An 11,547-nucleotide genomic window follows, 5' to 3' on the forward strand; every position below is an offset into this window, starting at 1 on the left:
CGCCTGCCTGGGATGTGGGCTGCGACGGCTTTGTGGGGGGGCGCCTTACCAGGCGCGCCCGCTCGGTCCGCTATCGGGGCGCCGGGGTGAAGTCGCGGTTGCCCAGGTACTGCGGCCTGGGCCGAGGAGCCGCGAAAGGCTCTTCCAGGGCGTTCTCCGTGCTGTTGTAGACGATGAAGATGTTGGACCGCGGGTAGGGGGTGATGTTGCCGTTGGAGCCGTGGAGGATGTTGCAGTCGAACATCACCGCCGACCCCGCCGGGCCGGTCACCTGCTGGATACCGTGCTGGTCGGCCATGCGGGTCAGGCTGTCGTGGTCGACCGATCCGACCGTGAGCCGGTGCACCCGCAGGGACTCCTTGTGGTAGTCAGCGGGCGTCTCCCCCACGGAGGGGATGAACGTTTTGTGGGAACCCGGCATGACCATGAGCGGCCCGTTGAAGGGGTGGTTGTCGGTGAGGCCGATGGAGATGCTGAAGGCGCGGGGTCGAGGCATACCGTCCTCCGAGTGCCACGTCTCGAAGTCCGAGTGCCAGTCGAACTCCGCGCCGCCGAACGCGGGCTTGTAGTTCACGCGGCTCTGGTGCACGTACACATCGGAGCCGAGCACCTGCCGGGCGATGTCCGTCAGACGCGGTGAGTGGATGAGCTCAGCGAAGACAGCGCTGATCTTCTGCGCTTCGAATATCGAACGGATCTCGTCGGAGTCGGGCTCACGCACCACCCGCTCGGTGCCCCGAAGCGTCTCGTCCTCGTTCAGCCGCCGCAGTTCGGCGAGGTAGTGCTCGACCTCCTGCGGGCTGAGGAGGTTCTCCAGGACCAGGTAACCCTCACTGTCGTATTGGGCAAGGCGGCCGCGGTCGAGCGGACCGGTGGCGGTCGACCAGACGGTGGGGTCCTGGCGGGACTGGGGGCGCGGCTCCGAGACGGTTCGCGTGGGGTAGAGGTCCGTGCGCCGGTGGGTGGTCGTCGTCATGTCTTCCTCCTTGTGCGAGGCGTGCAGGGGCTGGAGATGGGCATGGAGGTCGTGTACTAGTTGAGTCATGATCGATCTGCGGCGTCTGCAAGTGCTCAGGGCTGTTCACCAGCACGGGACGGTCACGGAGGCGGCGGCGGTGCTGCACCTGACGCCTTCTGCCGTGTCCCAGCAGATCCAGTCGCTGTCCAAGGACCTGAAGGTGGTGCTGCTCGAGCGGCACGGCCGGCGGGTGCGGTTGACGCAGGCAGCTCACGCTCTCCTGCGCCACGCCGACGCTCTATATGCCCAGTGGGAGAGCGCCACCGCGGAAATGGCCGCCTTCGGGCGGGGCGCGGGCGGCGTGCTGCGCATGAGCGCGTTCCCGACGGCGTTGTCGGCACTGCTGATTCCAGCGGCGCTTTCCATACGGGAGGAGTTCCCGGCCATGAGGGTCGAGATGAGCGAAGCGGAGTCGTCCGCCTGTTTCGACCTGCTGCTGAGCGATCGCATCGACATCGCGCTGGTCGTACCTCTGCCCGGCAACCCGACCCCCCGGGACCAGCGCTTCGATCAGCGCCCGCTCGCCGAGGATCCACAGGATCTGATCGTCCCGGAAGGGCACCGACTGGCCGGGCGCGGCCCCGTCGAGCTGGCGGAAGCGGCCTCGGAGGCGTTCGTCGCCGCTCCCGACAGCATCGACCAGCACCAGCTGATCCTGGCGGCGTGCCAGGCGGCCGGGTTCTCGCCGCACATCGAACACCGGGCGCAGGAGTGGAACGCCATCCTGTCGCTGGTGGCCCATGGTTTCGGGGTGAGTCTGCTGCCGCGTCTGGCTCCGATCCCGGCCGGTGTGCCCGTTGTCCGGGTTCCGCTGCGCGGCGCCCCGGTACCCGCCAGGCGTCTGGTGACCTGTATCCGCATGGGCAGCCATGAGCAGCCGGCAGTGGCCCGCGGCCTGGCGGCGCTGCGCGGGGCGGCCGGGGCCCGGAGCGGCATCAGCGTACTGACCGGCCGGTGACCCTCCTGCTGCGGTCATGACGCGGACGGACCGGGGTGCGTGCGGTGCTGGTGGTAGACGAGTGGCGTGTGTTCGATACGGTGCCCGCTCCAGGTGACCCGTCCGACCACGAGGACGTGGTCCAGGGCCTGCTGGACCGTTTCAACGGTGCAGACCACCGCCGTCGCGGCGTGCGTGAGGACCGGTTGCCCGTGGCGCAGGGCATGGGGAACGTCGTCGAAGCGACGGCGGGGATCACCGCTCGCGAACTGCTGGGTCAGTGTGCGCTGGTTCCAGCTGAGGGCGTTCACGGCGAAGGCCCGCTGCTCCACGATGTGCCGCAGTGTCTGGCTGTTCGCGGCGAGGGAGATCAGCATGCTGGGCGGATCCATCGACAGGGAGATCACCGCGCTGGCGGTGCACCCGACGGGTCCGGTGTCGCCGGAGGTGGTGATGACGGTGACGCAGGTGGGCAGGTGGGCCATGGCGGAGCGGAAGGCGTCGGTGGTGTCCGTGCGTCCGTCTTCGCGCAGCGGGGTGATCACGGGTTTGTCTCCCTCGTCTAGTTGCGGGTGGCGGCGGGCTCCAGGGTGGTGGCGATTGCTGCGCGGTCGACCTTGCCGTTGGCGTTCAGCGGCAGAGTGTCGAGCCGCGTCACGAAGGACGGCACCATGTAGGCCGGCAGCCGCTGCCGGAGCGCCTCCTGAACGAAGGACGCTTCGCTTTCGCCGACGTACGCGGCGCGGAGTTCCACCTGCGGGCCGGGGCTGGCCGCCACGACGATCGCCTCCTGGACTCCGGGCCTGTCGCGCATGGCGGCCTCGATCTCGCCGAGCTCTACCCGGTAGCCGTGGATCTTCACCTGCTGGTCGAGGCGGCCCAGGTGCAGGAGCACGCCATCGTGCAGCCGAACGTAGTCGCCCGTGCGGTAGAACCAGTTGTCGCCGGGTGCCGCGCGGCCGTCCGACCGGAAGGTCTCGGTGCTCTGCGGGTCGACGAAGCGTCCCGTGTCGGCCGTCGGGTCGAGGTAGCCGGGAAACCGCTGCGGGCCACGGGCGACGAGTTCGCCCTCCTCCGCCGGGCGCAGGCTCTCGTCCAGTACGGCGATGTCGTGGTGGGGGTGCGCGTGTCCGATCGGCACTGTGCCGTTCGGTGTCTCGGGCCAATCGGCCGGCTCGGCCGGCAGGCGGTACTCGGTGCACGTGACCGTGAGTTCGGTGGGACCGTACAGATTGACGATCTCGCTGTGTGGCGCCGCGGTCCGCCAGGCACGGGCCTGGGTGAGCGTGAGCGCTTCTCCGGCGAACAGGCTGTGGCGCAGCGTGGGCATCGACGAGGGCCTCAGTCGGCGTAGCCGCGACGCGAGAGAGATGACCGAGGGCACGGAGAACCAGTGGCTCAGGGCCTGGTCGTTGACGAAGCGGACCGGGTCCAGGAGGTCCTCCCAGCTGGGGACGACGAGGGCCGCCCCCGTGCTCCAGGCACTGAACATGTCGAAGACCGACGGATCGAAGGTCAGGTCGAAGGTCTGCGACAGCCGACTCCCGGGGCCGATGCCGTAACGCCCGTGCATGTGGCGGATGTAGGCGGCGACGTTGCGGTGGAGCACGGGCACGCCCTTGGGCGCGCCGGTGGAGCCGGAGGTGAACAGGATGTACGCCGGGTCGTCCGGACCGGCGGCGAGCGCTGTCAAATCGCGGGGGCCGCGGCAGGAAGCCAGGAACCCGCTGTCGATGTCGAGGACGGGCCCGAGGCCGCTCACTTCGTGCGCAGCCCCTTCGTCCGCCACGATGAGGTCGAGTCCGGCGGCCGACGCGATGGTGGCGTTGCGTGCGGGGGGAAAGGCCGGGTTGAGCGGGACGACCGTGGCTCCGGCCAGGTGGACGCCGAGATAGGCGGCGTAGCTGGTGACGCTCCGGTCGGCGAGCAGTCCGATGCGTGAACGCGGGCCGATCCCTTCCGCCTGCAGAGCGTTGCCGATGTGCTCCGCGGCGGCCGTCAGTTGTGCGTAGTCCAGGCGGTGTGCGCCTGTCACGAGTGCCTCACGGTGCGGATGGGCGGCTGCCGTCCTGAGGAAGCGGTCATGGATGGTTCGGTGGCTGGCCACGGGTGCTCCTTGTCTTCCTGGAGAAGGACCGACCGGGCCAGGTTCTCCGCCCGGGCCAGGTCGTGGACGGCGGTATCGAGCAGGGAGTCGCGCGGGCGGCCCCGCCGGGCCGAGTTGATCGCGAAGCGCAGCGTCCTGGGCAGCCCCGACCAGCGGGTGAGGGCCTGGCGCAGCGCTTCCTCGTGTTCTTGGGGACGGCTGCGCCCTGGGGCATCGAGGGAGTGGCGGTACTTGTACTGGTGGTGACGTGACGCGGCCCAGAGGTCCTCCAGGAGCGTCGGCTCGCCGGGGTTCGTGCCGGCGGTTCGCAGGTGCTCCAGCAGGTGGCCGGCGATGTGCTCGGGATCGGTGCACCAGGTGCCTTCGTCCGGTAGGCGGCTGGCGCTGTCGGCGTTGACCCGGGTGAACCAGTGGCGGGTTCCCTTGGGAGGTGTGGCCAGGGTGCGGCCGAACACTTCGGCGGTGCGTCGGCGCTGGACGGGACTGTAGTGGTCGTCCGTGGTGAACAGGGCGGCCATGGAGGCGTCGGTCACCCAGCCGCTGAAGGACCGCTGTTCCTGCCCGTTGGGGAACAGGCCGGTGAAGTGGTCGTGCAGGTACCAGCGGCCGTTTCCGCGGGCGGTCGCCACCAGGAAGTGGGGGGCCGGTTCCTGGCCGGGCGGTGCCCAGGGCAGCCGGGCGGCGTCCGCGGCGAAGAGCGCCCGGCCGTACATGGCGACCTCCTCGGCCAGTCCGGCGAGCGCCTCGGCCAGGGGCTCGGCCCCCGCGGGACGCAGGGCGGTGCCGTCCGGCAGTCGGTCCAGGCCGGCGGCGTGGTGCCGGAAGACCAGCGGTTCGGACGTGGGCGAGGGCTGGAGGGCGAGTCGGGTGGACCGCGCGACGCGGTCGGGCGCGCTGGGGTCCTCTTCGGTCAGGTAGGCCAGGAGAGCGCTGGTGTAGCAGCTCAGAGCGGCTTCGTGGGCGCTCGTGGCGTGGGTGGCAGGGCTCGGTTGCGCGACGCCGGATCGCTCGGTCACGGTCCCTCCTCTCCCTCGGCGACGGGACGGCCGTAGGCCAGACAGGTGGGCAGCGGGCTCCCGATGTCGGTCAGATGGCGCCAGGTCAGCCGGCGCCAGCGCCCTTCCCGCGCGCCGGGAGCCACATCGATGCGCCACGGGGCCCCGGCCAGTCCTGTGCCGAGTGCTTTCACGCATGCCTCTTGGGCGGTCCAGAGGTAGGCGAAGTGCAGCGCGCGTTCCTCGGGCGGGAGCCGGCGCAGGGCGGCGGCGGCTGAGGGGGAGCAGCATCGGCGCAGGAGGCCCTCGCTGGGGGGTGAGGGGGCCTGTATGTCGATCCCGACCGGCTGGTGGGCGACGGCCGCGGCCACGGTGTCACCGCTGTGGGAGATGCTGACCGACAGCTGGGGGTGGCCGGGTACGCAGGGCGGGCCGCCCGTCCGGGATCGCAACGGTGTGTGCAAGGGGAGCCCGAGGCTCCCGCTGAGCAGGGTGCGGGCGAGGGCGCGCCCCGCCAGGTGCTCGCGGGCCCGCCAGGGGGGCATGGTGCGTGAGGCGGGGCTGATGTCGGCGGACCTCAGGGTGTTCAGTGCCGCCGGTACGGAGGCAACCGCGAGGTGCAGTCCGGGTCGCGGGGTGAGGGTGGTGATCACGACGGACACTCCCGTACCCCCAGGAGCGTGTCGGCGTGGTCGGCGATCAGTTCCCGGAGGGTGTGGCTGGTGCCGCCCGCGATGCCGAACATCGCCGCTTCGGTACGCAGGTGGTGCAGGCCCGTGTGGGCGAAGGCGCGAGCCCCCTGGAGCTGCGCGCACATGTTCAGCACCTGTTCCAGGGTTTCCGCACCGGCCGCCTTGAGCACGGCGGTGGTCACGGTGGGTGTGAGGTGGTCCGTGGCGGGGGCGCTTGCGTGGTCGCACAGGGCCTGGAGGCGTTGTGCGCCGAGCAGCGCGGCGGCCATGTCGTGCCGCACCGCGGCGTGGGCCCACTGCGGGCCGTCGGCGATGCGGCGCTCGGTCAGCATGCGGTACGTCGCGGCCAGGACCCGGCGGGTCAGGGCGTCGGCCCAGAGGCCGCTGGCCAGTCGCTCCGTGGTGATGCGGCGGGTGAAGGCGGCAAGTCCGCGGGAAGGCGAGCCGATGATGTGGTCGGTGGGCAGCCGTACCCCGTCGAAGTGCAGCGAACCGACTCCGGAACCGCTGAACCACAGGGTGTCGGTGGGGTCGGCGCGTACGCCCGGTGCCGTGAGCGGCACCAGCAGCAGGGAAAAGTTGCTGAAGTGGTCTCCGGGGCGCCGTCGGGCCAGGACGAGAGCGTGGTCGGCGGTGGTCGCGTTGACGATCCAGCGTTTGCCGCCGGTCAGGACAAGGGTGTCGCCGTCGGTTTCGACGCGGGTGCCCATGGCGGTGAGGTCCGATCCTGCGGCGTCGGCGTCGGTTGCCGCGAGCGCCAGCACGCATCGGCCTTCTTCCGCCTGCCGTGCGATGTCCGAGGGCGGCCCGCCGGGCGGTGCATCGCGCAGGAGGGGCAGGGCGGTCGCCGCCTGGACGCAGAAGCTGAGGGTGCTTGCCAGGGGAAGGGTGGCGTCGAGGACGGTCAGCGTCGTCCGCAGCGCGGCGGGGTCGAGCCCGTACCGGTCGTCCCGGGTGGATTCCTTGTACAGGGTGCTGAGGATTCCGGCGGTGCCGAGTGTCTTCCAGACGTCCCGTGCGGGTGTGGTTCCGTCCGCACCGATGGAGGCGAGCGCCTCCTCGACGCGGCTGCGCAGATCCGGTGTCTCAGGCATGGGTGACCTCCTGATCCATGAGGGTCATCGTCCCGTTTGCCAGGCGCAGCCGGTCGTTGCTGTAGTTCAGCGAGGCCGAGCGCAGATCGCGCCAGGCCCGTTCCAGGGCGAGGGGGGCGTTGCGCATGTATCCGTGGCGCAGGCCGGCGAGTTCGACGAGTTCGTCGACGGCGGCGAAGCACTGTTCGGATGCGGTGATCTTGACAGTGTTCATCAGGAGCTGCGCGGGTGGCGTCGCGGGGTCGCGGGCCGCCTCCTGGTAGGCGGTCGCGGCGTACCTGATCAGGGCGTGCGTGGTCTCCAGCCGCTGTCGGACGGTGGCGAGCCTGGTGAGGAGTAGTTCGCTGCTCATGTCGCGGCGTTTTCGCTCCTCGGGGCTGCGCAGCCATGAGACGGTGCGGGACAGGGCGCCTGTTGCCGTGCCCAGCCAGCAGGACGACCAGCCGAGGTGGGCCACGGGGGCGAAGGTCCGCACAGTGATGTCACGAAAGCTGCCGTGCTCCCCTACGACCTGGTGCGGGGGGACGGAGCCCCGCAGGCGCAGGGGGAGGCTGTGGGTGCTGCGCATGCCTAGCGGATCCCAGTTCCCTGTGGGGGCGGCGTCGAGCTGCGACCGGCCGGCGTAGATGAGGGAGACCTGGTGGGGGGAGGTTGCTCCCGGGGCCTGTGTGGTGATCAGGAACCCGTCGGCGTGCGTCCCCCCGGTGACCACCGGGGCCGTCCGGTCGATGTGGAGGTGGTCCGGGCCGGCGGTGAGGGGGGTGTCGGAGGTGAGCAGGTGTCCTCCGGTGCCGGCCTCCGTGGTGACTGAAGCGAGGTAGACCTCGCCGCGGGCGACGGCGGGGAGAAGTTCCTCGTGCAGCCGCGGTGCTGCGTGGTGGACGAGGGCAGCGACCTGTTGGCAGTGCATGGCGAAGACCATGCCGACCGACATGCACTCGCGTGACAGTTTGGCGGCGATGTCGAGCATGTCGGTGAGGGTGCCGCCGAGCCCGCCGTACTCCACCGGGACCAGGAGGCCGAGGAGCCGGCTTCGGCGCAACTCGGTCAGGGCGGCGGTGGGGAAGGACGCTTCCTCGTCGGTGCGGGCGGCATGCTGCCGGACCGTTGCGAGGAGCGCGTTGAGGTCCGGGGCCGCGCCGCCGCCCGGGTCGGGGGGCGGGGCCGTGTGACCGAGCTGATCGAAGGTGGTCATCGGCGATCACGCTGCCGAGCTGGTGCGCGCCTGGTCGACGGCGCGCCAGAGGTGTTCGGCGGTGGAGAAGGTGACGTCGTTGAGCTGTTCGTCGTCCAGGCTGACCCCGTAGCGGTCCTCGATGTCGAACATCACCTCAATCGCCTGCATGGAAGTGAGCCCCAGGTCGCGCAGGGAGGCGTCGGCGGCCAAGGGCTCGCCGGTCGACAGGAAACGCAGGTGCGGGCGGAGGAGATCGGTGAAGGCGCTGTCCATGAGTGAGGTCCTTTCTGTGGTGGTTCAGGCAGGCTGCACGAGGTCGGCGCGGTGCACGTCCAGGCGGCTGGTCCCCACGTGCTCGGGGCCGTCCACCACGACTTCGTCGGGCAGCGGATGGCCCAGGAAGAGCACGAGGCTGGCGTGCAGTCCGTAGGCGCCGACATTCGGCACGCTCAGTACGTCGCCCGGCTCCACCGATGGCATGGGTGTCGAGCGGGCCCAGGTGTCCAGGGGGGTGCAGAGCGGGCCGCAGAGCATGGCGGTGGTCTCCTCCGGCGTTCCGTCACGACCCGCGCTGCCGGGGACCTGCACACGGGGGCGGATCACCGGCACCCGCCGCAGTCCTGACATCCCGCCGAGGTGGTGGATGCCCGAGTCCATGACGATCACCCGGTGCTCGTGCGCCTGCTTGACGTCCAGGACACGGGTATGGAGGCGCCCGCACGTGGCGGTGAGATAGCGGCCCGACTCGAAGGCGATGGCGGGTTGTTGTCGGCGCCAGTCGGGGAAGGCGCCGTCGAGCCGGCGTGCGAGCCGTCCGGCCAGCCCGGGGAATACCGGCAGCGCCCCATCGTGTGCGTACGGAGCGCCGAAGCCCCCTCCCAGGTCCAGTACCCGCAGCGGTACGCCGAGGATGCTCTGCACGCGTGCCGCGGTATCGATGGCGACGGTGAACTGCTGGGTGAGGGCGTCCTCGTCGTATAGGTTCGTGGCCAGGTACAGGTGCAGCCCCTCGAAGCGGGCGTGGGTCTGGCTGGTGAAGACAGCCGCATCCGCCTCGATGGCGGCGATGTCGGCTCCGAACGGTGAGGGCAGGCCGGTCATGGCCAGTCCGGCTCCGGGGGCGGCCGCGTCGGTGTTGACCCTCAGCAGGAAACGGGCTGGTGTGCCGTTGCGGGCGGCTGCCGAGTCGAGCTGGCGTGCCGCGCGCGGGGAGTCCAGTGAGAAGGAACGGACTCCTGCGGAGAGGGCTGTGTCCAGGTCGCTGTCGCGCTTGCCGGGGCCCGAGTAGAGGATGTCGCCCGGGGGCACACCGGCTTCCAGGGCGGCCCTGAGTTCTCCGACGGAGCTGATCTCCGCGCGGCAGCCACGCTCGTGCAGGGTGGAGACGACGGCCGGATGGGGGTTGGCCTTGAGGGAGTAGTAGAGGTCGCTGGGCGCCGGAAGTTGGGCGCGAAGCTGATCGTGCGCAGCGCGCACGGTTGACAGGTCGTAGACATAGGCGGGAGTGGGCCCCTGATAGTCGACGGATTCCCAGTCAGACACGCGATGCCTCCGGAGACAGCTCGGTGAGGCGCTTCTTGTCGATCTTGCCGTTGGCGTTCGTCGGCAGAGCCGGCAGCCGCAGACACTGGGGCGGTACCTTGTAAGCCTCGATCTCCGCGCGCAGGAGCCGGAGCACGTCCGTCGGCTCCGCTGCCCCGGCGGTGACGAGCAGCGCTTCGGGCCGGTCGTGCGCCGGCGGGAGGACCGCGGCTGTCTCCACACCCGGCAGCCTGCGGGCCGCCGCTTCAACCTCGATGGCACTCACCCGGAAGCCCTGCTGCTTGTAGACGTCGTCGCGGCGGCCGTCGAAATGCAGGTATCCGTCCTCGTCCACGAATCCGTAGTCCCCCGTGCGCAGTTCGGGGAAGAGACCCTCGCGGCATACGAAGCGTTCGGCGGTCAGGTCCGGGCGCTTCCAGTAGCCCGCCATCACATGGGGGCCGCGGACCGTGATCTCCCCCGGTTGCCCGGCCGGCTGCCGCTCCCCCGCCTCGTCCACGGTGAAGACCTCGGTCCCGTCCAGGGGGAGGCCCACCGTGCCGGGCCGTAGGAGGTCCTCATCGGGCTCGAGGATCGATACGCGCTTGCATTCGGTGAGTCCGTACATCAGCTGGATCCTGAGGTCCGGCAGCGACCGGCGCAGACCGGTCAGTACGTCTCCCGGCATGGCGGCGCCCGTGTTGGTCATCAGCCTCAGCGGGGGCCTCTCGTTGTGGCGGCGCAGCAGAAGGCGCAGCAGTCCAGCGGCGAGCGGGGGCACGGCCGGCAGTACCGTGGCACCAGCGCGGTTCAGGTTCTTGAGGAACGCGGGGCCGGTCTCCGCAGCGGCCGCCAAGTGGAGATGGGCATCGGCCGCGGCAGCCAGGAAGACTTGGTACAGCCCGTAGTCGAAGGACAGCGGCAGGGCGTTGTAGATGACGTCGCGCTGCGCGTACCGCAGCCGCCGTGCAATGGCCCGCGTGGCGAAGACGACCTGCTCATGGGTGGAGACGACGGCCTTCGGCATGGCTGTGGTGCCGGAGGTGTAGATCAGGCACACCGGGTCCACCGGCACAGGTGAGGCCGTTCGGACCGGTGCCCCGGGTGCTGCGGCCGACAGCTGCGCCAACTGGTCCAGGGTGGCGGTCAGCACACCCTGTTCCCGCGCGGCGGTCTGGCCGTCCGGGTCGGAGGTGACGAACAGGCCGGGGGCGCTGTCCCGCAGGATGTGCGCGAGGACGTCGCCCCGTACCTCCTCGTGGATCACGGAGAAGATCACACCGAGCCGGGATGCGGCGAACAGGACGACCGGTAGATGCAGGTCGCAAGCACCGGTCAGGACCAGGCGGTCACCCCGGCGTAGCCCGTGGTCGTGCAGTACATGGCTCATGCGGTGGCTGGCATCGGCCAGCTGCTCGTAGCTGAGGGTGGTGCTCCCGGCCGTGACAGCGGGCAGCCCGGACGTCCCTCGGCGCCGATCCAGCAGGTGGTGCAGCAGCTCAGTGCTCATCTCATGCCACCCGGGCGGGGGCCGAGCCGGCGGCGCGCGACGTGACGGCCGTCAGGCGATCGAGGTGGCGCAGATTCTCGAGGGTGAGGTCGGCCTCGTCGAAGGTGATGCCCAGGCTCTGCTCGAGCTCTTCCACGAGATCGACCATGCGGAACGAGCTGAAGGCGGGATACGTGTCGAGCTCGGGCTGGGCGAGCAGCTGTGCCGGGGCCACTGCGAGGATGCGTGCGGCGTGTTCGAGTACGACGCCGCGTGCGGTGTCCTTGTCAGGCATGAGAACTCCCCTTGGGGGCTGCGAGGGTTGACGTCAGGCGGTTTCGCGGACGGAGCGGGACAGAGTTCGTAATCCGTCGTCCAGTTCTTCGGCTGTGGTGATGAGAGGAGGGATGAGTTTCACGACTTCGCTCTGCGGGCCGGAGGTCTCCAGCAGGAGCCCCAGCTCGAAGGCGCGGGCGCAGACCGCGGCGGCGCGCGCCGGGTCCTCGAACTCCATGCC

Annotated in this window: 12 protein-coding genes and 1 pseudogene; 1 reads left to right on the top strand and 12 read right to left on the bottom strand. The window is 70.3% G+C overall.

Annotated features, from left to right (window positions below; all coding sequences use genetic code 11):
* Positions 1-70: 70 nt before the first annotated feature.
* Complete coding sequence (gene thpD, locus ACFWM7_RS28145) at positions 71-976, bottom strand: ectoine hydroxylase (RefSeq protein ID WP_383265590.1); 906 nt, start codon at positions 974-976, stop codon at positions 71-73.
* A gap of 67 nt (positions 977-1,043) precedes the next feature.
* Here thpD and ACFWM7_RS28150 point away from each other — a divergent pair, with 67 nt between their 5' ends.
* Positions 1,044-1,976, top strand: a complete 933-nt coding sequence (locus tag ACFWM7_RS28150) for a LysR family transcriptional regulator (protein ID WP_383265593.1) — start codon at positions 1,044-1,046, stop codon at positions 1,974-1,976.
* 14 nt (positions 1,977-1,990) lie between these two features.
* Here ACFWM7_RS28150 and ACFWM7_RS28155 read toward each other — a convergent pair whose 3' ends face one another.
* From ACFWM7_RS28155 to ACFWM7_RS28205, 11 genes and pseudogenes are all read right to left on the bottom strand, one after another.
* Entirely contained in the window at positions 1,991-2,500 is a 510-nt protein-coding gene (locus tag ACFWM7_RS28155; protein ID WP_383265596.1) for a flavin reductase family protein, read from the bottom strand.
* Between the two features lie 17 nt (positions 2,501-2,517).
* Positions 2,518-4,062: an amino acid adenylation domain-containing protein gene (locus ACFWM7_RS28160; RefSeq protein WP_383265599.1), complete on the bottom strand. Its 1,545-nt coding sequence runs from the start codon at positions 4,060-4,062 to the stop codon at positions 2,518-2,520.
* Entirely contained in the window at positions 3,987-5,078 is a 1,092-nt protein-coding gene (locus tag ACFWM7_RS28165; RefSeq protein WP_383265601.1) for a hypothetical protein, read from the bottom strand. The genes ACFWM7_RS28160 and ACFWM7_RS28165 overlap by 76 nt, the downstream gene beginning before the upstream one ends.
* Entirely contained in the window at positions 5,075-5,710 is a 636-nt protein-coding gene (locus tag ACFWM7_RS28170) for a 4'-phosphopantetheinyl transferase family protein (RefSeq protein ID WP_383265604.1), read from the bottom strand. The genes ACFWM7_RS28165 and ACFWM7_RS28170 overlap by 4 nt, the downstream gene beginning before the upstream one ends.
* On the bottom strand, positions 5,707-6,843 hold the full coding sequence (locus tag ACFWM7_RS28175) for an acyl-CoA dehydrogenase family protein (RefSeq protein WP_383265607.1): 1,137 nt from the start codon (positions 6,841-6,843) through the stop codon (positions 5,707-5,709). The genes ACFWM7_RS28170 and ACFWM7_RS28175 overlap by 4 nt, the downstream gene beginning before the upstream one ends.
* Positions 6,836-8,038 carry an acyl-CoA dehydrogenase family protein gene (locus tag ACFWM7_RS28180; protein WP_383265609.1) on the bottom strand — a complete coding sequence of 401 codons (1,203 nt, stop codon included), beginning with the start codon at positions 8,036-8,038 and terminating at the stop codon, positions 6,836-6,838. Before ACFWM7_RS28180 ends, ACFWM7_RS28175 begins: the two co-directional genes overlap by 8 nt.
* 6 nt (positions 8,039-8,044) lie before the next feature.
* A complete protein-coding gene (locus ACFWM7_RS28185; protein ID WP_383265612.1) occupies positions 8,045-8,293 on the bottom strand; it encodes a phosphopantetheine-binding protein in 249 nt (82 codons plus the stop codon).
* 24 nt (positions 8,294-8,317) lie between these two features.
* On the bottom strand, positions 8,318-9,562 hold the full coding sequence (locus ACFWM7_RS28190; RefSeq protein WP_383265614.1) for a type III PLP-dependent enzyme: 1,245 nt from the start codon (positions 9,560-9,562) through the stop codon (positions 8,318-8,320).
* A complete protein-coding gene (locus ACFWM7_RS28195) occupies positions 9,555-11,051 on the bottom strand; it encodes a class I adenylate-forming enzyme family protein (RefSeq protein ID WP_383265617.1) in 1,497 nt (498 codons plus the stop codon). Before ACFWM7_RS28195 ends, ACFWM7_RS28190 begins: the two co-directional genes overlap by 8 nt.
* 1 nt (position 11,052) lies before the next feature.
* On the bottom strand, positions 11,053-11,325 hold the full coding sequence (locus tag ACFWM7_RS28200) for a hypothetical protein (protein WP_383265620.1): 273 nt from the start codon (positions 11,323-11,325) through the stop codon (positions 11,053-11,055).
* A gap of 33 nt (positions 11,326-11,358) precedes the next feature.
* Positions 11,359-11,547: pseudogene (locus tag ACFWM7_RS28205) on the bottom strand (diaminobutyrate--2-oxoglutarate aminotransferase); the annotation flags it as partial.

It is taken from the genome of Streptomyces sp. NPDC058375 (genome assembly GCF_042723425.1).
Taxonomy (GTDB): domain Bacteria; phylum Actinomycetota; class Actinomycetes; order Streptomycetales; family Streptomycetaceae; genus Streptomyces; species Streptomyces durocortorensis.

Coding starts and splice junctions, on each gene's coding strand:
- thpD (WP_383265590.1), bottom strand. CDS start 976: ATGACGACGACCACCCACCGGCGCACGGACCTCTACCCCACGCGAACC.
- ACFWM7_RS28150 (WP_383265593.1), top strand. CDS start 1,044: ATGATCGATCTGCGGCGTCTGCAAGTGCTCAGGGCTGTTCACCAGCAC.
- ACFWM7_RS28175 (WP_383265607.1), bottom strand. CDS start 6,843: ATGCCTGAGACACCGGATCTGCGCAGCCGCGTCGAGGAGGCGCTCGCC.
- ACFWM7_RS28180 (WP_383265609.1), bottom strand. CDS start 8,038: ATGACCACCTTCGATCAGCTCGGTCACACGGCCCCGCCCCCCGACCCG.
- ACFWM7_RS28185 (WP_383265612.1), bottom strand. CDS start 8,293: ATGGACAGCGCCTTCACCGATCTCCTCCGCCCGCACCTGCGTTTCCTG.
- ACFWM7_RS28195 (WP_383265617.1), bottom strand. CDS start 11,051: ATGAGCACTGAGCTGCTGCACCACCTGCTGGATCGGCGCCGAGGGACG.
- ACFWM7_RS28200 (WP_383265620.1), bottom strand. CDS start 11,325: ATGCCTGACAAGGACACCGCACGCGGCGTCGTACTCGAACACGCCGCA.